We start from the raw sequence: 19,976 nt of genomic DNA on the forward strand, positions 1-19,976 counted from the left end.
TGCGAAGCTTCACAAAAGGCGATTCGGTGCGTCGAAGAGGACATTCATTTTGTGGCCCGCATGCAAAAGCGGGCTGATAGAACCTGACCGGATACATGCGTAAGATAGCGTATAATGCTTTCCCGACATACGCTTACATATTCCTTGACTGACCCTATGACATTGAATCGCTTTTGTTTTGTTCTGCTGATCTTCGCTGCGATCGGCAGCTTTTTTTCCTCGTATCCTTTTGCCATGTGGTTTCTGCTGATTAATATGCTGACGATAGCGATTTATGGTGTCGACAAAACGGCGGCACGAAAAGCGATGCGCAGGATACCGGAAGTCACTTTATTGACGTTTGGTACTGTGGGAGGGTGGCCAGGCGCCATATTGGGCCAACAGCTCTTTCGCCATAAAACGCAGAAGCAGCCCTTCAAAACCTGGTTTTTGCTGAGCATCGTCGTGAATATTTCAGCCACGGCGGCGCTTTATCATTTCTGTCCCTTTATTCTTTTTTGAACATCATCAGGACCGCACAAATTCACCGTTGACCTCAAGTTAACTTGAGCTTTTAAGATGGCTACGACATGTTAATACAGGAGTAACATCTTAAAATGAAAGACATTGATGTAGGATTCACTCATGTTGCGTTTATGGTCAGGGATCTGGAGAAGAGCCTTGCTTTCTATCGCCGATATGCCGGGATGGACGTCATCCATTCGCGTGAGCCCGATCTTCCAACTGCCCGTAAAGTGGCGTGGCTAACTGACCATACGCGTCCTTTTGCGCTGGTTCTGGTACAGGCGGACACCGTGACCGATACGCCGCTGGGGCATTTTGGCCACCTTGGGATTGCCTGCGCAACGCGCGAAGAAATTGATAGAAAAACTGCGATGGCCGCTAAAGAAGGGGTGTTGAGGAAAGCGCCGGAAGATCTGGGTGACCCCGTCGGTTATTATGTATTTTTTGCCGATCCTGACGGTAATACCTTAGAGCTCTCATACGGCCAGCGTGTCGGAATAACAGCGATCCAGGCGAAATAGTAAAACGCCTGAAAACGGTCTGAAAAATCCTGCTACGCTTGTTTGTTGTATCAGGAGCATGAGTATGAAGAACAAAGACGAACAAACAGGATTAGTGGGGCTGGCGATTGGGGCTGCCGTTATAGGGCTAGTTTCATCGCAAAAAACGATCGATCGTGACAGCATTGTCAACGAACTTGTCAGGCTGGGCAGGCAGAAAGGCGATGGTGTAGAAGATGAGGTTTTTCTCAAAGCTGCCGAACTGGTAAGAAAAGGGGTATAGCCAATGGCTGACATTCGTCATGCACAGTGCCACTGTGGTGCGGTGGCTTTTACCGTCGAACTGACTGACGGCTTGAATACCGCGCGGCGCTGCAGCTGCTCTTTTTGCCGTATGCGGGGCGCGGTTGTGGTCTCTGCACCGCTGTCGGGTATCACCGTGACCAGAGGTGAGGATAAGCTGACGGAGTATCGGTTCAACACGGGGACGGCGCGCCATTTCTTCTGCTCGGTCTGCGGGATTTACACGTTCCATCAGCGTCGCTCTAACCCAAATGAATACGGCGTCAATGTGGCCTGTTTTAAAAATGTGTCGCCGTTTGATTTCCCAGAAGTGACGGTGATGGATGGCGTAAACCATCCGAGCGACGGCGAAAGCGGCGTTTTTGGCTATCTCTCGTTTCGCAAAAAAGAGACCAATCAAGATTAATTACCGCCTGGCCTTTTTTTTATCAGCCTGGCTATAGTGGGAAGTGGGTTTCTAAAACAGGAGAAATTATGTTCTGTGTAGAAAAAGACGATCCGCGTGAGGCCCCGGAATCAGGGGATAAAAAACCTCAACCCGTGAAAAAATAACGCTCGAAATGCGTATGACCGCCACCGGCACTGCTGGTGGCTTTTTTCTGGAATCACTGTTAATGGTGATCCAGATGGTTTAGCAGCGTGCCGAGATGCCCAACAATATCTCGAAAATCAAAGATTAACGCCATCCACAAGCATGCTAAAAGTGTCAGAATGGTAACGGATATACGACCAAACAACGCAGGTATCCTTAATGAAGAGGGGGATATCGGCGCAGTCTAACCCGCTTTCTTTCAACTTATCCTCAACAATATCGCGATAAAGCGCTGTTGTGAGACAAACATCAAAAAAAGGAGAGCCCGCATGACGCTGCGGGCTCTGACCATCAGAACTGGTAAACCAGGCCTAATGCAACGACATCGTCGGTGCTGATACCGTTGTTTTTGTAGAAGCTGTCATCTTCATCCAGCAGGTTGATTTTATAATCAACGTAGGTAGACATGTTCTTGTTGAAATAGTAGGTCGCGCCTACGTCCGCATATTTAACCAGGTCCTGATCGCCCTGACCGTTGCCCAGGTCTTTCCCTTTAGACTGCAGGTAAGAAATGGCCGGACGCAGACCGAAATCGAACTGGTACTGTGCGGTCACTTCGAAGTTCTGAGTTTTGTTGGCAATACCGCCGCCTGATTTACTATCACCAGAACCGTACGGCGTCATATTACGGGTTTCAGAATACATCGCCGCCAGGTAGATATTATTTGCGTCATATTTGAGGCCAGCAGTCCAGGCATCCGCTTTATCACCACCCGCATATTGAGATGCAGCGCCAGTACCTGCGCTTACCTGGTCATTTGTACGGTCAGATGAGGCGTAGGCTGCACCGGCACTGAACCCCATGCCGAAATCATAGGTGGTTGAAATACCGAAGCCGTCACCATTCTCATAACGCATGTCGCGGCCGTTGTTGGTGCCTTCCTGATTGTTGCTGGCATCTTCATTGTTGCCCTGATACTGCAGCGCGAAGTTCAGACCCTGCACCAGACCATAGAAGTCAGTGTTGCGGTAGGTTGCCACGCCGTTGGCGCGGCCGGTCATAAAGTTATCCGCATAGGTGTAAGAGTCGCCACCGAACTCAGGCAGCATATCGGTCCAGCCTTCCACGTCGTACAGCACGCCATAGTTACGACCATAATCGAAGGAACCGTAGTCACCCACTTTGACACCCGCGAAGGCCAGACGCGTCCAGGACTGATTATCAGATCCTTCGGTGTTATTCGCCTGAATGTTATATTCCCACTGCGCGTAGCCGGTCATCATGTCGTTAATCTGCGTTTCACCTTTGAAACCCAGACGCATGTAGGTTTGATCGCCGTCTTTAGAGGCATCGTCGGAGAAATAGTGCAGACCATCAACTTTTCCGTACAGATCTAATTTGTTGCCGTCTTTATTATAAATTTCTGCCGCATGCGCGGCGCCAGCCATTAACAGAGCTGGAATCATCAGAGCCAGTACTTTTCTTTGCATCGTGATATTCCTTTGCAGTTGTTTTTATTTGATTACCTGTTGAACTTTCTGAAACCGAAAGTTGTCCCATGCTAAATCACTCCTGCGAAAGAGTAATAAAATATAATTGTTACTAATTGAGTAAAATCTCAAAAGAATAAATCCGCGGAAATGATCATTGTTGTGGTGAATGATTGAAAATGATTCATATTAAATAAAAATTATTAATTGGTGATTAAATCAGGTAATCTCTGCGGCGTTATATGCCTTTAAGATTATTTATCCATAATTATCGTGAATGTCATTTGGGAAACTAAAGAGAGATTCATTAATTATCTGGATTAGCCCGGTGTGAAGACATCGGGCTTTTTTTATGGCAAAAAAATGCCCGGACAAGCCGGGCAGTGGAGTTAGTCGCTGGTTGATTTTTCGGCTTTACCCGCCATTTGTGCCAGGAAGTCATACCGTTTTTGCAGATCTTCGGCGGCGTCTTTCCAGAGCTGTTCTGCCACCTCAGGCTGTTGCGCATTCAGACGGCGGAAGCGCTGTTCCTGCATCAGCGTCTCTGCCAGGGCATCTGACGGCGGACGTGAATCTAGCGCCAGCGGTAATTTGCCCTCGTCCGCACGGCGCGGATCGAACCGGTAGAGCGGCCAGAAGCCGGTGGCCGTCAGCTGACGCATCTGATCGTGGCTTAGGGCCAGGTCGTAGCCATGCTCTTCGCACGGGCTGTAGGCAATGATCAGCGACGGCCCCGGATACGCTTCAGCCTCCTGAATGGCTTTCACCGTCTGGTTAAGCTGCGCCCCCAGCGAGATTTGCGCGACGTAAACGTGGCCGTACATCATCATGCTCACGCCGAGATCCTTACGTGCCTTGCGTTTACCGTGTTCACCAAATTTCGTGACGGCGCCCAGCGGCGTGGCTTTCGATGCCTGCCCACCGGTATTGGAATAACATTGCGTATCCAGAACCAGAATGTTGACGTTTTCGGTCAGGCTTAACACATGATCCAGCCCGCCAAAGCCGATGTCGTAAGCCCAGCCGTCACCGCCAATCAGCCAGATCGATTTTTCGACCAGGGCGTCAGCGTCGGTCAGAAGCTGTTCAGCGCCGTCAATTCCCTTGAGTGCGCTGCGAAGTGCAGCTACCTGCTCGCGACGAACCTCTGGCGTGGCTTCTGCGTGTAGCGCCGCGTTAAGTTCAGCCGGGATCTTATCGGCAAATTGTTCAAGCAGGCGCATCACGCGCGCGCGGTGCTGGTCAACGGTGAGTCGGAAGCCCAGGCCAAATTCGGCGTTATCCTCGAATAACGAGTTAGCCCATGCCGGACCGCGCCCATTCGCATCGGTGGTGTACGGCGTGGAGGGCAGGTTACCGCCATAGATAGACGAGCAGCCGGTGGCGTTGGCAATCAGCATCCTGTCACCATACAGCTGGGTAAGCAGTTTGATGTACGGCGTTTCACCGCAGCCGGAGCATGCGCCGGAGTACTCGAACAGCGGCGTGATCAGCTGCGAGGTACGAATATCAATGCGTTCCAGCTTGCTGCGATCGATTTCCGGCAGGTTCAGGAAGAAGTCATAATTCACTTTTTCTTCTTCAACGTGTTCAAGGCGCGACATCATATTGATGGCTTTGATGTCCGGGTTCTGCCTGTCCTTCGCCGGGCAGACCTCAACGCACAGGTTACACCCGGTGCAGTCTTCCGGTGCGACCTGCAGAACGTATTTCTGGCCGCGCATGTCGCGGGATTTTACATCCAGGGAGTGCAGGCTGGCTGGGGCATCTTCCATTGCTTCCGGTGACACCACTTTGGCGCGAATGGCCGAGTGCGGGCAGGCCGCGACGCAGTGGTTACACTGGGTACAGAGTTCTTCTTTCCAGATGGGGATCGCTTCTGCGATGTTGCGTTTTTCCCAGCGGGTGGTGCCCATCGGCCAGGTTCCGTCCGGCGGCAACGCAGAGACGGGCAGGGTGTCACCCAGCCCGGCCAGCATGGCGGCCGTGACGGTCTTCACGAAATCAGGTGCGGAATCCGAGACCACCGGAGGGCGATTCGGGCTGGCGTCATTGACCGGCTGCAGCGGCACCTCGAACAGCGACTCGCGCGCCAGCGCCAGCGCCTGCCAGTTTCGCTCTACCAGCTCCTGCCCCTTGCTGCTGTAGCTTTTGGCGATGGCGCCCTGAAGTTCCACCAGCGCGCTGTCGCCCGGCAGGATATTGGTCAGATGGAAGAAGGCCATTTGCATGACGGTATTAATACGCGCGGCCAGGCCACATTCGCGGGCAATTTTCGCCGCGTTAACCACATAGAATCGGGCTTTTTTCTGATTCAGCACCGTCTGTACTTCCTGCGGCAGGCGCGCCCAGACCTCATCCGCATTGTATGGCGTATTGAGGAGGAAAATACCGCCGGGCTTCAGGCGCTCAGCCATCTGGTACTTGTCGATAAACTGCAGCTGATGGCAGCCAACAAAGTCGGCCTGAGAAATAAGGTAGGCCGAGCGGATGGGCTGCTCGCTGACGCGCAGGTGAGAAACGGTCAGACCGCCAGCTTTTTTGGAGTCGTAGACGAAGTAACCCTGCGCGTACCACGGGGTTGAATTGCCGATGATCTTGATGTTGTTTTTGGTGGCCGAGACGCTGCCGTCGCTGCCCAGGCCGTAGAACAGCGCTTCAAGTTTGGCCGTCGCAGGCAGGGTATTTTCCGGTAAAGGCAGGGAAAGATTCGTTACGTCATCATAAATGCCGACCGTGAAACGCGGCTTGGGTTTCGCTTCCCTTAGCTCGTTAAACACGGCCAGCACGCAGTCCGGGCCAAACTCTTTGGAAGACAGGCCATAGCGACCGCCGATAACGCGCGGTAGCGTTTCACGTTCGCCGTTATTAAAGGCTTCAGCGAGGGCGGTCATCACGTCAAGATACAGCGGTTCCGCGTGTGCGCCCGGCTCTTTGGTTCGATCGAGCACCGCCACGGTACGCGCGCTTTCCGGCAGGGCAGAGAGCAGATGTTTAGCCGAGAACGGGCGGTAAAGACGCACTTTAAGCACGCCGACCTTTTCGCCGCGGGTCAGCAGCTCGTCAACGACTTCTTCACAGGTGCCGATAGCAGATCCCATCAGCACAATCACGCGCTCGGCCTGCGGATGGCCGTAGTATTCGAACGGCTTGTACTCGCGTCCGGTTGCGGCGGCAAAGTCATTCATTGCCTGCTCGACGTGGTCATAAACCGCGTTGTACCACGGGTTTGTGGCCTCGCGTGACTGGAAATAAGTATCCGGGTTTGCCGATGTCCCTCGAATTACCGGATGTTCCGGGTTAAGGGCGCGGGCGCGATGCGCGTCGATTTCCGCCTGCGGCAGAAGCTCAAGGATAGTCTCGTCCGCCAGCGGGACGATTTTGTTGATTTCGTGAGAGGTGCGGAAACCATCAAAGAAGTGAATAAACGGCACGCGACTTTTAAGCGTGGCGATATGCGAAATTAAGGCAAAGTCCTGCGCTTCCTGAACGCTACTGGCGCACAGCATCGCGCACCCGGTCTGGCGCACGGCCATCACGTCTGAGTGATCGCCAAAAATTGAGAGTGCGTGGGTGGCCACGGTACGCGCCGCGACGTGCAGGACGAAGGGGGTCAGTTGTCCCGCGAGTTTGTACAGCGTTGGGATCATCAACAGCAATCCCTGAGAGGAGGTGAACGACGTGGAAAGCGCGCCAGTCTGCAGCGCACCGTGGACCGTAGCAATCGCACCCGCTTCAGACTGCATTTCAACCACTCTCGGGACATCGCCCCAGACGTTTTTTAACCCGTTTCCCGCCCAGGCATCCGCCTGCTCGGCCATAGTTGAACTTGGCGTGATCGGATAGATGGCGATAACTTCACTGGTGCGAAACGCGACTGAGGCAACTGCACCATTACCGTCAATAGTTTGCATAGGACGACACCCTTACATTGCGCAAAAAATAGGGGGCTGTCATAAGGCGACAAACCCTGAATATTATCTGTGTAGTCTAGCAAACAGGGGGTTTTACGATTTTCGCTTTTGTGTCCTCGGTATTCCCACCATCAATGGTTAGATCAAACTTAGGGCGAAAAAATTGCGAGAAATTGTTTCAGCGGCGCATAAATACGCACTTCCGCTCTCGACGACACGGGATGTGATGCCTATTATGCTTAGGTTTCGCACTAATTACGGGGAAGAGAGCATGCGTTCAGCATTTTGGGTAGGGTGTGCCGCGTTGTTGTTGTCGGCATGTAGCAGTGAACCTGTACAGCAGGCCACGGCGGCCCACGTGGCGCCGGGAATGAAAGCGGCAATGTCCAGTTCAGGCCAGGCCAACTGCGCCATGATTGGCGGCTCGCTGTCTGTTGCCCGCCAGCTTGACGGTTCGGCTATTGGGATGTGCGCCTTGCCAAACGGCAAACGCTGCAGTGAACAGTCGCTTGCCGTTGGAAGCTGCGGTAGCTACTGATTATTCTGCTCGCTTAAACATCAGCGTCTTTTCGGCCGTCGCCAGCGTCAGCTGGTCTTCAGTCAGGTCGACCTGCGCCCCTTTGCGCAGCATGTCGCCGATGGCCTGATCCAGCTCGTTAAGCTGTGGTTCGGTACAAAGTTTGCGGGTCATCGCCAGCGTTTTCACTTTCAGCTCACCTTCGGACAGCTTCCCCTGCCCGTTGAAGCGGTTACACATCTGGCCCGAAACGCTAATGTTATCAATGAGGCTAATGTCGGGAAGCGCGTTAAAAGCGATCTCAGGCTGCGTTGTCATGCCCTTCACGGATTTGCCGTCCACGTTTTCCAGAACAAAACGGTGGCTCTTCAGCTGATCCGGCTGAACGGATGCTTTGCCCGGATTAACGCAGCCGCTGAGGACAAGGCTGATAACACTTAACGCGATGAGCTTTTTCATTTTTCTTCTCAAATAATAAATTCTGTGAATCTTTTACCAGTGTAACGATACTCTGCGCTGCGTTAATGGGGTTTATCTGAAAGTGCGGGGTGGTGCCGGGCAGCGCAGGGCTGCCCGGAATGGAGTTTAATGCGATTTAAACCCGGCAGCCGTCATCAGCATGCGAAAGAGCATGCTGACTGCTGCCAGCGCAAGAACGCTGCCGCCCCAGATAATGGCCAGCCACAGCAATCTTTTCCAGACAGGTTGTTGCATCAGTGATAGCCCTCCCCAGGCTGAACTTTGCCGCGAAATACATAGTAGCTCCAGAAGGTGTAGACCAGAATAACGGGAATGATCAACAGCGCGCCCACCAGCATAAAGCCCTGGCTTTGCGTCGGCGCGGCGGCCTGCCACAGGGTGATCGACGGCGGTATGATATGCGGCCAGATGCTGATCCCAAGCCCGCTAAAGCCGAGAAATATTAGCCCCAGCGTCAGAATAAACGGCCGGGCATGGCTGTCAGGATTACTCAGGCAGCGCCACTGGTAGAAGCTAAACATGACGACCAGGGCAGGGACGGGCAGCAGATAAAACAGATTCGGCAGCGTAAACCAGCGCGCCGCGATGGCCGGGTGCGCCAGCGGCGTCCAGAGGCTGATCGCTGCGATAAACGCCAGCAGCACGATTAACAGCGTTTTCGACACCTCACGCATCCGCTGCTGCAGCGCATTTTCGCTTTTCATCACCAGCCAGGTTGAGCCTAACAGCGCGTAGGCCACCACCAGACCCGCGCCGCAGAACAGGTTAAACGCGGTAAACCAGTCAAACGGACCGCCGGTATACGTTCTACCAGTGACGCTAAAGCCGTTAATGACGGCGCCTACCGTCACGCCCTGGGTAAAGGTCGCCAGAACGGAACCGCCAATAAACGCCTTATCCCAGAAAGGACGGTGGGCCGGGGTGGCTTTAAAGCGAAATTCAAACGCCACGCCGCGGAATATAAGTCCGATCAGCATTAACGTCAGCGGAATGGTCAGAGCATCAATAATCACCGCATAGGCCAGTGGGAATGCACCGAACAGGGCGGCACCACCCAGCACCAACCAGGTCTCATTGCCGTCCCAGACCGGTGCGACGCTGTTGACCATCACGTCGCGATCGTCGGCGTTTTGTGTTGCCGGGAACAGAATACCGATTCCCAGATCAAACCCGTCCATGACGATATACATCAGCGTGGCAAAGACGATGATGACAAACCAGATAATGGAAAGATCGATACCCATTATGGCTGCTCCTTATGTTCAGCTGTGACGGCAGAAAGCGGGCGCGCCGGGCGTCCATCGGACTCGGTGGCGAACGATTCATGCGACTGCGGGCCTTTTCGGATGAGGCGCACCATATAGCTGTAGCCCACGCCGAATACCGAGGTATAGACGACGAAGAAGGCCAGCAGGCTCACGCTCATATGCAGGTCACCATGGGCTGAAACCGCATCCTTCGTTCGCTGGAGTCCGTAGACCACCCACGGCTGGCGGCCGACTTCGGTGGTGACCCATCCGGCCAGAATGGCAATCAGCCCGGATGGCCCCATCAGCAGCGCAAACCACAGGAACGGACGCGAAGAATAAACCCGCTTTTTATAACGCAGCCAAAGCGCCACTACTCCAAGCAGCAGCATCAGCATCCCTAAACCCGCCATAATGCGGAACGACCAGAAGACGATGGTGGAATTAGGACGGTCTTCCTTTGGAAACTCTTTTAGCGCAGGGACCTGTTTATCCAGGCTGTGCGTCAGTATGAGGCTACCCAGAGCCGGGATCGCCACTCCAAAGCGGGTGCGTTCCTGCTCCATGTCAGGCCAGCCAAACAGCAGCAGTGGGGTAGGCTCGCCCGGCGGATTTTCCCAATGGCCTTCAATAGCGGCAATCTTGGCCGGCTGATGCTTTAAGGTGTTCAACCCGTGCATATCGCCAACCAGGGCCTGGATGGGGGCAACAATCAGCGTCATCCACAGCGCCATCGAAAACATCGCCCGAATGGCAGGGGTATTATTCCCGCGCAGCAGATGCCATGCCGCGGATGCACCGACAAACAGGGCGCTACTCAGGAATGCCGCAATCGACATATGCAGCAGGCGGTAGGGGAAGGAGGGGTTAAATACCACGGCGAACCAGTCCACCGGTACCACCTGTCCGTTGACGATCTCGTAGCCTTGCGGGGTCTGCATCCAGCTGTTCGAGGAGAGGATCCAGAAGGTTGAGATAATGGTGCCCAGCGCCACCATGCAGGTGGAGAAGAAGTGCAGCCCTGGCCCCACTTTATTCCAGCCGAACAGCATCACGCCGAGGAACCCGGCTTCGAGGAAGAAGGCGGTAAGCACTTCATAGGTCAGCAGCGGGCCGGTAATGCTGCCTGCAAACTGCGAAAAGCCGCTCCAGTTGGTGCCAAACTGGTAGGCCATCACCAGCCCGGAGACCACGCCCATGCCAAAGTTGACGGCAAAAATCTTCGACCAGAAATGGTACAGCGAGCGCCAGACAGGATTTTTTGTTTTCAGCCACAGCCCTTCGAGCACGGCCAGATAGCTGGCCAGGCCGATAGTGATGGCCGGGAAAATAATGTGAAAGGATACGGTAAAGGCAAACTGTATCCGCGCAAGGTGAAAAGCATCTAAACCAAACATGCACAGCCTCAATGTCAAACGGTGTACTGTTATGCTATAGGGGCAACGTTCGGACTTTCAGACGCAGAAAAGTGATTTTTAACCATAACAGTTGGCATAAAACGCATGCTTTAGCTATCAGATATACCTCGCCAACGAGGAATAAAAACACTATTTTTATGAATTTTAGGCATTAAACCGCTTGCTTTGTCGTCATCGCCGTGCGTTAATGGTCTTCTGGTTTTGAGTCCAAAAAAATATCTGACGTAGTTTCATAAAGCAGTTCTCATCACGTTGTGCCTCTCCGCAGCCTCTCTTGGGTCTTTATCTACATTCCGATTAGTTTTGTTTAAAACCATTATTGCCTGATCGGCTCATGAGTAATTTACGTTTTTACGTTCACAGGAGAATCCTATGACTTCTTATATCCATTTCCGCTGCCCATGCTGTCATGGCTCGCAGTACCGTACCTCAGTCTTTGATGTATCTGAGAAAAACCCGCTCGGTGCGAAATGCATCTTTTGCAAATCGTCAATGATCACGCTCGATCACCTGGCCGCTGCGCGTCAGGCGCAAAGCCACGTTACCGAGTACCGTAAGTAATTTTTACTTAAACTATAACAGTTAGCAAAATCTTCTCTTTTTCTCCTGCTGATATACACTGTCGGCAATAAGGAGAATCTGATGAAAAAATACCAGCGTCTGGCGCAACAAATTATCTCGCAGATTGAGCTTGGCGTTTGGCTGCCGGGCGATAAGCTGCCTTCCCTGCGAGAGCAGGTAGCAAGCAGCGGCATGAGCTTTATGACCGTTGGCCACGCGTATCAGATGCTGGAAAGTCAGGGGCGCATTGTCGCCAGGCCGCAGTCGGGCTATTACGTTGCCTCGCGCCCGACCGCACAACAGCCTGCGCCGCCTGCTCAGGTGATGCGTGATGAAGCGGTAGATATCAATACCTATATCTTCGAGGTCTTACAGGCCAGCCGCGATCCGTCCGTTGTTCCTTTCGCCTCCGCGTTTCCCGACCCCCGGCTTTTCCCGCTTCAGCAGCTCAACCGCTCGCTGGCAAACGTCAGTAAAACCGCTACCGCAATGAGCGTGATTGAGAACCTGCCGCCCGGTAACGCTGAACTCCGTCACGCCATTGCGCGCCGTTATGCGCAGCAGGGGATGAACATCTCGCCGGACGAGATCGTCATTACCGCAGGCGCCCTTGAGGCCCTCAACCTGAGTTTGCAGGCGGTGACGGAGCCAGGAGACTGGGTGATTGTTGAAAACCCGTGTTTTTACGGCGCGCTGCAGGCGCTGGAGCGTCTGAAGCTAAAAGCGCTGTCGGTCGCCACAGACGTCCGGGAGGGTATCGATCTGAATGCGCTGGAGCAGGCGCTGAACGACTACCCCGTAAAAGCCTGCTGGCTCATGACCAACGGCCAAAACCCGCTTGGCTTCACGCTGAGTGCGGAAAAAAAAGCGCGTCTGGTGTCGCTCCTGACGGAGCACAACGTCACCTTGATCGAGGACGATGTCTACAGCGAGCTCTATTTTGGTCGCGAAAAACCGCTTCCGGCCAAAGCCTGGGACCGGGTAGATATGACGCTTCACTGCTCTTCCTTTTCAAAATGCCTGGTGGCGGGGTTTCGCATCGGCTGGGTGGCGGCAGGAAAACACGCGCGCCGCATTCAGCAGCTGCAGCTGATGAGCACGCTTTCAACCAGTTCCCCCATGCAGCTGGCGCTGGTGGACTACCTGGCGACAAAACGCTACGACGCCCATCTGCGCCGCCTGCGACGAACCCTCGCCGAGCGAAAACAGCAGGCGTGGCAGTCGCTTCTGCGCCATATGCCCGCTGGCGTCAAAATCCATCACAGCGAAAGCGGCTACTTTTTATGGCTGGAGCTGCCTGCGCAGCTGGACGCGGGGCTGCTGAGCGAAAAGGCCTTAACGCACCATATCAGCATTGCGCCAGGAAAGATGTTTTCCACCTCTGACGCGTGGACGCCGTTCTTCCGGTTTAATACGTCCTGGGCGTGGGGCGAGCGGGAAGAGCAGGCGGTCATTCAGTTAGGTAAATTAATTAGCACAATGATGGAATAACTTTTCCCCTTTATTTAAATAATCATTTCTTATCCTGACGACGGCACGGCAAATATTTGGCGGTGCCGTATCATATGAAATCTGCATACCGGCTTTCGCGGCTAACTCCTTGTCTATAATCCAGTTAACGGGGAATGCGTCCTCGGTCACACCTTGATGAAATTTCCTTAAGCCGAACGGTGCGGCGCATTTGCGCGGTCTACGTTTAATAAGGGAGATATTTTTACGGCACGGCTGCCGCTAAATTTCATTGCGACAGGAGTAACTCTTATGAGCAAAAAATTTGCCCGCAGCAGCCTATGCGCGCTCGGCATGACTATCATGACCGCGCAAGCCGCAGAACCACCAAAGGCCATTGGCGACGGGGAAGGCCGACTGGATATTATCGCCTGGCCGGGGTACATCGAACGCGGACAGACGGATAAAAATTATGACTGGGTTACCCAGTTTGAAAAAGAGACCGGCTGCGCGGTCAACGTTAAAACGGCGGCCACGTCCGATGAAATGGTCAGCCTGATGGCGAAGGGAGGTTACGACCTTGTCACCGCGTCAGGTGATGCCTCGCTCCGCCTGATTATGGGAAAACGCGTTCAGCCGATTAACCCGGAACTGATCCCCAACTGGAAAACTCTTGACCCGCGCATCGTGAAGGGCGAGTGGTTTAACGTGGGCGGCAAGGTCTACGGCACGCCGTATCAGTGGGGGCCCAATCTGTTGATGTACAACACCAAAACCTTCCCGACGCCGCCGGACAGCTGGAGCGTGGTCTTTACGAAGCAGGATCTGCCGGACGGCAAAACCAATCAGGGACGCGTGCAGGCGTACGACGGTCCGATTTATATCGCCGATGCGGCGCTGTTCGTCAAAGCCACGCAGCCGCAGCTGGGTATTAGCGACCCGTATCAGCTCACTGAAGAACAGTATGCCGCCGTGCTCAAGGTACTTCGCGACCAGCATGCCCTGATCCACCGCTACTGGCATGACACCACCGTCCAGATGAGCGACTTCAAAAATGAAGGCGTCGTGGCCTCCAGCGCCTGGCCGTATCAGGCGAATGCCCTGAAGGGCGAGAACCAGCCCGTTGCCACCGTCTTCCCGAAAGAGGGGGTGACCGGCTGGGCGGATACCACCATGCTGCATGCACAGGCAAAACACCCGATGTGCGCCTACAAGTGGATGAACTGGTCGCTCACGCCGAAAGTGCAGGGCGATCTGGCGGCATGGTTTGGCTCGCTGCCCGTCGTGCCTGAAGGGTGTAAGGCCAGCACGCTGCTGGGTGACAAGGGCTGTGAAACCAACGGTTATAACTATTTTGACAAAATCATGTTCTGGAAAACCCCCATCGCAGAAGGCGGAAAATATGTGCCTTACAGCCGCTGGACGCAGGATTACATCGCCATCATGGGTGGCCGTTGATCATCCGGGAGCAGAACATGACGTACGCGGTAGAGTTTAATGACGTTTCCCGTCTGTACGGCGACGTGCGGGCGGTGGAGGGGGTCACCATTGCCGTTCGTGACGGAGAATTCTTCTCCATGCTGGGGCCTTCGGGCTCCGGCAAAACCACCTGCCTGCGTCTGATTGCCGGCTTTGAGCAGCTGTCAGGCGGCACGATATCTATCTTTGGCAAAGAGGCGAGCGCGCTGCCGCCGTGGGAGCGGGACGTGAACACCGTATTCCAGGATTACGCGCTGTTCCCGCATATGTCGATCCTCGATAACGTCGCCTACGGGCTGATGGTGAAAGGCGTCGACAAGAAAAAACGCCACGCGCAGGCTCGCGACGCGCTGGAAAAAGTGGGCTTAAGCTTTGCCGTCGCCCGCAAGCCTTCGGAGCTTTCCGGAGGCCAGCGCCAGCGTGTGGCCATCGCGCGGGCGCTGGTGAATGAACCGCGCGTCCTGCTGCTCGACGAGCCGTTAGGCGCGCTCGATCTAAAGCTGCGGGAGCAGATGCAGTTCGAGCTGAAGAAACTTCAGCAGGAACTCGGCATCACCTTTATTTTCGTCACCCACGATCAGGGTGAAGCCCTCTCCATGTCGGACCGGGTGGCGGTGTTCAATAATGGGCGCATCGAGCAGGTCGATACCCCGCGCGATCTCTACATGCGCCCGCGCACGCCGTTTGTCGCCGGTTTTGTCGGCACCTCGAACGTCTTCGATGCAGGCCTTGCGCATAAAGTCTGCGGCATGGAGGGCAGCTATTCCCTGCGTCCGGAACATATCCGCCTGAATGAGGGGGGTGAGGTTCAGGTGCAGGGCGTCGTGCAGGCCGTTCAGTATCAGGGGGCCGCCACGCGGCTGGAGCTGAAGCTCGCCGACGGTGCCAAACTGCTGGTAAGCCAGGCCAACCTCAGTGAAACCTCGCCGCTGAGGGGCATTGCGCCGGGGCAGGCGGTCACGGCGTCGTGGTCACGCGAGGCGATGATTCGCCTGCAGGAGGAGAGGTGAAATGGCTATGAGTGTCGCGCACCCTCCCGCCCCGCGCGGCCGCATAAGCCGCATTACGTCACTGTTCTGGCGTAAACCCTCGCTCGGACTGTTCCTGCTTCTTCTTGCACCGCTGATGTGGTTTGGCATTGTCTATTTAGGATCGCTGCTGACCCTTTTGTGGCAGGGTTTTTACACCTTTGACGATTTCACCATGGCGGTCACGCCGGATCTGACCCTGGCGAACATACTGGCGCTCTTCAATCCGGCAAACTACGACATCATCCTGCGCACGTTAACGATGGCGATTGCGGTGACGATTGCCAGCGCAATTCTGGCGTTCCCGATGGCCTGGTACATGGCGCGATACACCCGCGGCAAGTGGAAAGCGTTTTTCTATATCGCCGTGATGCTGCCAATGTGGGCGAGCTACATCGTCAAAGCCTACGCCTGGACGCTGCTGCTGGCGAAGGACGGCGTGGCACAATGGTTCCTCAACCACCTGGGGCTGGAGCCGCTCCTGACCTCGATCCTTACGCTACCCGCGGTAGGCGGCAACACCTTATCCACCTCTGGGCTGGGACGGTTTCTGGTCTTCGTCTATATCTGGCTGCCGTTTATGATCCTGCCCGTACAGGCGGCGCTGGAACGTCTGCCGGCTTCGCTGCTGCAGGCCTCAGCCGATCTCGGCGCGCGCCCGCGCCAGACCTTCCGCTATGTCGTTTTGCCGCTGGCTATCCCGGGTATTGCCGCGGGCTCAATCTTCACCTTTTCCCTGACGCTGGGGGATTTCATCGTACCGCAGCTGGTCGGGCCGCCGGGGTTTTTCATCGGTAACATGGTCTACTCCCAGCAGGGGGCGATCGGCAATATGCCCATGGCCGCCGCGTTCACGCTGGTTCCCATCGTGCTGATTTCACTTTATCTGGCGTTCGTGAAGCGTCTGGGAGCATTCGATGCACTCTGAACGCGCACCGCTGTTCCTGAAAGTGGCAGCGTGGGGAGGCGTCATCTTCCTGCACTTCCCGCTGCTGATTATCGCAGTCTATGCCTTTAATACCGAAGATGCTGCCTACAGCTTTCCGCCTCAGGGGCTGACGCTGAAGTGGTTTACTGCGGCGGCGGGGCGCGGCGATATCATCGAATCGGTGACGTTGTCACTTCAGGTTGCCGCGCTATCCACCGCGATAGCCCTTGTGCTTGGCACGCTTGCTGCAGCGGCGCTCTGGCGAAGCGAGTTTTTTGGCAAGAACGCGATCTCGCTATTGCTGCTGCTGCCGATTGCGTTGCCGGGGATCATCACCGGCCTGGCGCTGCTGACAGCGTTCAAAACAATCAACCTTGAGCCGGGGTTTTTCACCATCGTGGTTGGGCACGCGACGTTCTGCGTGGTGGTGGTCTTCAATAACGTGATTGCCCGGTTCAGACGCACCTCCTGGAGTCTGGTGGAAGCGTCAATGGATCTCGGGGCCGACGGATGGCAAACCTTCCGCTATGTGGTGCTGCCCAACCTGGGCTCCGCGCTGCTGGCCGGGGGAATGCTGGCGTTTGCCCTGTCGTTTGACGAAATTATCGTCACAACCTTTACGGCGGGACACGAACGCACGTTACCGCTGTGGTTGCTCAATCAGCTAGGCCGTCCGCGCGACGTGCCGGTCACCAACGTCGTTGCACTGCTGGTGATGCTGGTAACAACCATCCCCATTCTGGGAGCCTGGTGGCTAACCCGCGACGGCGAAAACATTGCCGGCGGCGGGAAATAACATTGATTTGAACAGGACAATGCTATGCAAACACATCTGCTGATAAAGGGTGAACTGGTTGCCGGAGAGGGAGAGAAACAGCCTGTCTATAACCCGGCCACCGGAGAGGTGCTGCTGGAGATTGCTGAAGCGTCAGCGGCACAGGTCGACGCGGCGGTTCAGGCCGCCGACCGTGCTTTTGCTGAGTGGGGACAAACGACACCGAAAACGCGCGCCGAGTGCCTGCTGAAGCTCGCGGATGCGATTGAAGCGCATGGCGAAGAGTTTGCCCGGCTCGAATCCCTCAACTGCGGCAAGCCGCTGCACTGTGCGCTGGGCGATGAAATTCCGGCAGTGGTCGACGTTTTCCGTTTCTTCGCCGGGGCGGCCCGCTGCCTGAACGGGCTGGCCGCGGGTGAGTATCTTGACGGCCACACGTCGATGATCCGCCGCGACCCGGTGGGCGTGGTTGCCTCTATCGCACCGTGGAACTACCCGCTGATGATGGCGGCATGGAAGCTGGCGCCTGCGCTGGCGGCCGGTAACTGTGTGGTCATCAAGCCGTCTGAAATCACGCCGCTAACGGCGTTAAAGCTGGCGGAGCTGGCGAAAGATATCTTCCCGGCTGGCGTTCTCAACGTGCTGTTTGGCCGAGGAAAAACGGTGGGCGACCCGCTCACCGGACATGAAAAAGTGCGCATGGTGTCGCTGACCGGTTCGATTGCTACCGGGGAGCATATCATCGGCCACACGGCGTCCTCCATTAAGCGCACCCACATGGAGCTGGGCGGTAAAGCGCCGGTTATCGTGTTCGATGACGCCGACCTGGATGCGGTTGTAGAAGGCGTGCGGACGTTTGGTTTCTACAATGCCGGGCAGGACTGTACGGCGGCCTGCCGTATCTATGCCCAGAAGGGGATCTATACCCGGCTGGTGGAAAAGCTCGGTGCCGCGGTCGCCAGCCTCAAAATGGGTGCCCCGGAGGATGAATCTACTGAACTCGGTCCGCTTAGCTCGGCTGCCCATCTTTCACGCGTCTGTCAGGCGGTTGACGAGGCGAAAGCCCTTGGCCATATCCGCGTGGTGACGGGCGGGAGCAAAAAAGAGGGGGCGGGCTACTACTTCCAGCCAACGTTGCTGGCCGGGGCGAAACAGGAGGATGCCATCGTTCAGCGAGAAGTGTTTGGACCTGTGGTGAGCGTCACCGAATTCGACGATGAAGCGCAGGTCCTGGCCTGGGCGAACGATTCGCAGTACGGCCTGGCGTCGTCGGTCTGGACGAAAGACGTGGGACGCGCCCATCGCCTGAGCGCGCGCCTGCAGTACGGCTGCACCTGGGTCAATACCCACTTTATGCTGGTGAGCGAAATGCCGCACGGCGGCATGAAATTGTCTGGCTATGGAAAGGATATGTCGGTGTACGGGCTTGAGGATTATACGGTTGTCCGGCATGTGATGATTAAACACTAGAAAATCATGCCCGGCGGTCTGCATCGCCGGGCGTTTGCTTTACCAGCCACACACCTCGTGCTCATTTTCCGTGTCGTAAGCGCGGACGGTATTCACCAGATCTTTTACCACGTCTGCGGCGACGTCGGGGATGAGCAACTCCATGGGGGCCTCTGTTTCATAATCCACCGAGACGCCGTTGCTGTTGTTGGTCACGGTCACTGTGTACGTTGCTTTACCCACGCGGTTACTCCTTATGTGTATTGACCACTTTGCCGATGCCTGCACCCTGAAGCGTAACAGCAGGATCGGCAAAAAAGTCGATATTGAAATAGGTATCGTCGGTCAATAGCTCGATGCGGTGCCATTTCTCCGGCGGCGAGATGCCAAACGATCCGGCTTCAATCACCAGCTCCAGATCCGGTTCGGTCGCGTCAGCGTTCGGGAAACCAAAATAGCGCACCGCACCCTGCATCACCGACAAACGGCCATATACGCTGGCTTTCGTATTATGGTGGGTGAAAAGCGCTTTTGGCGCGGTGTCTTTGTTCCAGAATGGCGTGGAGCGGGTATGAACAAAATTCTTAGGGATACGTAGCATAAGGGTTACCTCGTAAATAAAAGCCGCTTAAAGCGACTTCAACACCTCTGGTTCGACGAAAAATTCAATATTGAACAGCGTGTCGTCGCTCATCACCTCGATGTGATGCCATTTCTCAGGGGGAAAAACACCGAAGTGGCCGGCCCTGATAATCAGTGTGCTGTCAGGCTCAGGGACATGTTCATCAGCATAACCCAGGTAACGGACGGCACCCTGCATAACGGACAGGCGGGGATAAACGCCCGGACGGGTACCCGTATCGAGATGACGCTGAAAGATCCCGGCGGGGGCGGTTTCTTTATTCCAGAAAGGGGTAGAGCGGGTATGAATACAGCTTTGCGGAATGCGTAGCATATTGCCTCCCATGTATGTCTGCCTTTATTAGACGCCTTTGCGGAAGAGAGAATTTATCAAAAAGTGCATTTAATTTGCATGTTATCAATAAAGATAATGGGTGGCTCCCCCTGTTTGTAATACAAAATACTCAGTTGTTATTAGCCTTAATATTTAAGTGGTTATTATGTAATGAAAAAACTTGATCTGTATCAACATATGACGCATATTGCGTGCGGTTATTTTTTCGGCTCTGGTATACAGAATGACGTTGTATCAAAAGATGTTGGTTTTTTACGCAGTGATGGCTTCCATCTGTGCATTAATTACCTGGTTCCTTTCTAAAGACCGCAAGCGCATCCGCCTGCTTAGCGCGTTTCTGGTCGGGTCGACCTGGCCGATGAGTTTCCCCGTTGCGCTGCTGATTTCTCTTTTCTGAAGCATCCTTCCAAGTTCGAAAGATGAAC

General features: G+C 54.9%; 23 protein-coding genes. 14 read left to right on the top strand and 9 right to left on the bottom strand.

The window, feature by feature from the left end; all coding sequences use genetic code 11:
• The first annotated feature begins 156 nt into the window (after nucleotides 1–156).
• The 5 genes from ACMWL8_RS01985 to ACMWL8_RS02005 all read left to right on the top strand — a co-directional run bounded on the left by ACMWL8_RS01985 (nucleotide 157) and on the right by ACMWL8_RS02005 (nucleotide 1,859).
• Nucleotides 157–501 carry a DUF1294 domain-containing protein gene (locus ACMWL8_RS01985; RefSeq protein WP_045260635.1) on the top strand — a complete coding sequence of 115 codons (345 nt, stop codon included), beginning with the start codon at nucleotides 157–159 and terminating at the stop codon, nucleotides 499–501.
• Nucleotides 502–596: 95 nt separating this feature from the next.
• Nucleotides 597–1,025, top strand: coding sequence for a VOC family protein (locus ACMWL8_RS01990; RefSeq protein WP_028013318.1), 429 nt, complete (start codon nucleotides 597–599; stop codon nucleotides 1,023–1,025).
• A gap of 64 nt (nucleotides 1,026–1,089) precedes the next feature.
• Nucleotides 1,090–1,287: a hypothetical protein gene (locus ACMWL8_RS01995; protein WP_028013317.1), complete on the top strand. Its 198-nt coding sequence runs from the start codon at nucleotides 1,090–1,092 to the stop codon at nucleotides 1,285–1,287.
• 3 nt (nucleotides 1,288–1,290) lie between these two features.
• Complete coding sequence (locus ACMWL8_RS02000) at nucleotides 1,291–1,713, top strand: GFA family protein (protein WP_041909734.1); 423 nt, start codon at nucleotides 1,291–1,293, stop codon at nucleotides 1,711–1,713.
• 68 nt (nucleotides 1,714–1,781) lie between these two features.
• A complete protein-coding gene (locus ACMWL8_RS02005) occupies nucleotides 1,782–1,859 on the top strand; it encodes a hypothetical protein (protein ID WP_120266872.1) in 78 nt (25 codons plus the stop codon).
• 331 nt (nucleotides 1,860–2,190) lie between these two features.
• Here ACMWL8_RS02005 and ompC read toward each other — a convergent pair whose 3' ends face one another.
• Nucleotides 2,191–3,330 (bottom strand): porin OmpC, encoded by a 1,140-nt coding sequence (gene ompC / locus ACMWL8_RS02010; RefSeq protein ID WP_028013315.1) that lies wholly within the window; start codon nucleotides 3,328–3,330, stop codon nucleotides 2,191–2,193.
• Between the two features lie 389 nt (nucleotides 3,331–3,719).
• On the bottom strand, nucleotides 3,720–7,244 hold the full coding sequence (gene nifJ, locus ACMWL8_RS02015; RefSeq protein ID WP_045260634.1) for a pyruvate:ferredoxin (flavodoxin) oxidoreductase: 3,525 nt from the start codon (nucleotides 7,242–7,244) through the stop codon (nucleotides 3,720–3,722).
• 271 nt (nucleotides 7,245–7,515) lie between these two features.
• Between nifJ and ACMWL8_RS02020 the strand changes: the two genes are divergently transcribed.
• Nucleotides 7,516–7,782, top strand: a complete 267-nt coding sequence (locus ACMWL8_RS02020; protein WP_028013313.1) for a DUF333 domain-containing protein — start codon at nucleotides 7,516–7,518, stop codon at nucleotides 7,780–7,782.
• On the opposite strand, the gene hslJ is transcribed toward ACMWL8_RS02020, so the two are convergent.
• From hslJ to ACMWL8_RS02040, 4 genes are all read right to left on the bottom strand, one after another.
• Entirely contained in the window at nucleotides 7,783–8,220 is a 438-nt protein-coding gene (gene hslJ / locus ACMWL8_RS02025; RefSeq protein WP_045260633.1) for a heat shock protein HslJ, read from the bottom strand.
• 126 nt (nucleotides 8,221–8,346) lie between these two features.
• A complete protein-coding gene (locus tag ACMWL8_RS02030) occupies nucleotides 8,347–8,475 on the bottom strand; it encodes a DUF2474 domain-containing protein (protein WP_008501283.1) in 129 nt (42 codons plus the stop codon).
• Entirely contained in the window at nucleotides 8,475–9,485 is a 1,011-nt protein-coding gene (cydB, locus tag ACMWL8_RS02035; RefSeq protein ID WP_045260632.1) for a cytochrome d ubiquinol oxidase subunit II, read from the bottom strand. Before cydB ends, ACMWL8_RS02030 begins: the two co-directional genes overlap by 1 nt.
• Nucleotides 9,485–10,885 carry a cytochrome ubiquinol oxidase subunit I gene (locus tag ACMWL8_RS02040; protein ID WP_028013310.1) on the bottom strand — a complete coding sequence of 467 codons (1,401 nt, stop codon included), beginning with the start codon at nucleotides 10,883–10,885 and terminating at the stop codon, nucleotides 9,485–9,487. Before ACMWL8_RS02040 ends, cydB begins: the two co-directional genes overlap by 1 nt.
• 393 nt (nucleotides 10,886–11,278) lie before the next feature.
• Here ACMWL8_RS02040 and ACMWL8_RS02045 point away from each other — a divergent pair, with 393 nt between their 5' ends.
• The 7 genes from ACMWL8_RS02045 to patD all read left to right on the top strand — a co-directional run bounded on the left by ACMWL8_RS02045 (nucleotide 11,279) and on the right by patD (nucleotide 18,596).
• Nucleotides 11,279–11,467: a hypothetical protein gene (locus ACMWL8_RS02045; RefSeq protein ID WP_028013309.1), complete on the top strand. Its 189-nt coding sequence runs from the start codon at nucleotides 11,279–11,281 to the stop codon at nucleotides 11,465–11,467.
• An 81-nt stretch (nucleotides 11,468–11,548) separates the two neighbouring features.
• Nucleotides 11,549–12,958 (top strand): PLP-dependent aminotransferase family protein, encoded by a 1,410-nt coding sequence (locus ACMWL8_RS02050; protein ID WP_045260631.1) that lies wholly within the window; start codon nucleotides 11,549–11,551, stop codon nucleotides 12,956–12,958.
• A 270-nt stretch (nucleotides 12,959–13,228) separates the two neighbouring features.
• Nucleotides 13,229–14,374, top strand: coding sequence for a putative ABC transporter substrate-binding protein YdcS (gene ydcS, locus ACMWL8_RS02055; protein ID WP_028013307.1), 1,146 nt, complete (start codon nucleotides 13,229–13,231; stop codon nucleotides 14,372–14,374).
• Between the two features lie 17 nt (nucleotides 14,375–14,391).
• Nucleotides 14,392–15,405, top strand: a complete 1,014-nt coding sequence (locus tag ACMWL8_RS02060) for an ABC transporter ATP-binding protein (RefSeq protein WP_241276878.1) — start codon at nucleotides 14,392–14,394, stop codon at nucleotides 15,403–15,405.
• A gap of 1 nt (nucleotide 15,406) precedes the next feature.
• Entirely contained in the window at nucleotides 15,407–16,351 is a 945-nt protein-coding gene (locus tag ACMWL8_RS02065; RefSeq protein WP_041909766.1) for an ABC transporter permease, read from the top strand.
• Nucleotides 16,341–17,147, top strand: coding sequence for an ABC transporter permease (locus tag ACMWL8_RS02070; protein WP_041909768.1), 807 nt, complete (start codon nucleotides 16,341–16,343; stop codon nucleotides 17,145–17,147). Before ACMWL8_RS02065 ends, ACMWL8_RS02070 begins: the two co-directional genes overlap by 11 nt.
• 24 nt (nucleotides 17,148–17,171) lie before the next feature.
• Nucleotides 17,172–18,596, top strand: a complete 1,425-nt coding sequence (gene patD / locus ACMWL8_RS02075) for an aminobutyraldehyde dehydrogenase (RefSeq protein WP_045260630.1) — start codon at nucleotides 17,172–17,174, stop codon at nucleotides 18,594–18,596.
• A gap of 39 nt (nucleotides 18,597–18,635) precedes the next feature.
• On the opposite strand, the gene ACMWL8_RS02080 is transcribed toward patD, so the two are convergent.
• Genes ACMWL8_RS02080 through ACMWL8_RS02090 form a run of 3 tightly spaced genes read right to left on the bottom strand, consistent with a single transcriptional unit; the run spans nucleotide 18,636 to nucleotide 19,530 of the window.
• Nucleotides 18,636–18,818 (bottom strand): DUF1869 domain-containing protein, encoded by a 183-nt coding sequence (locus ACMWL8_RS02080; RefSeq protein ID WP_003856955.1) that lies wholly within the window; start codon nucleotides 18,816–18,818, stop codon nucleotides 18,636–18,638.
• Between the two features lie 4 nt (nucleotides 18,819–18,822).
• Nucleotides 18,823–19,176 (bottom strand): DUF1971 domain-containing protein, encoded by a 354-nt coding sequence (locus ACMWL8_RS02085; RefSeq protein WP_045260629.1) that lies wholly within the window; start codon nucleotides 19,174–19,176, stop codon nucleotides 18,823–18,825.
• Nucleotides 19,177–19,203: 27 nt separating this feature from the next.
• Nucleotides 19,204–19,530, bottom strand: coding sequence for a DUF1971 domain-containing protein (locus tag ACMWL8_RS02090; RefSeq protein ID WP_045260685.1), 327 nt, complete (start codon nucleotides 19,528–19,530; stop codon nucleotides 19,204–19,206).
• A gap of 244 nt (nucleotides 19,531–19,774) precedes the next feature.
• On the opposite strand from ACMWL8_RS02090, the gene ACMWL8_RS02095 reads away from it, so the two are divergent.
• Nucleotides 19,775–19,948, top strand: coding sequence for a GhoT/OrtT family toxin (locus ACMWL8_RS02095; RefSeq protein ID WP_014883956.1), 174 nt, complete (start codon nucleotides 19,775–19,777; stop codon nucleotides 19,946–19,948).
• The last annotated feature ends 28 nt before the right edge of the window (nucleotides 19,949–19,976 follow it).

This window comes from Enterobacter sp. 04-C-12-SI-ECC (assembly GCF_047530715.1).
Classification (GTDB): domain Bacteria; phylum Pseudomonadota; class Gammaproteobacteria; order Enterobacterales; family Enterobacteriaceae; genus Enterobacter; species Enterobacter bugandensis.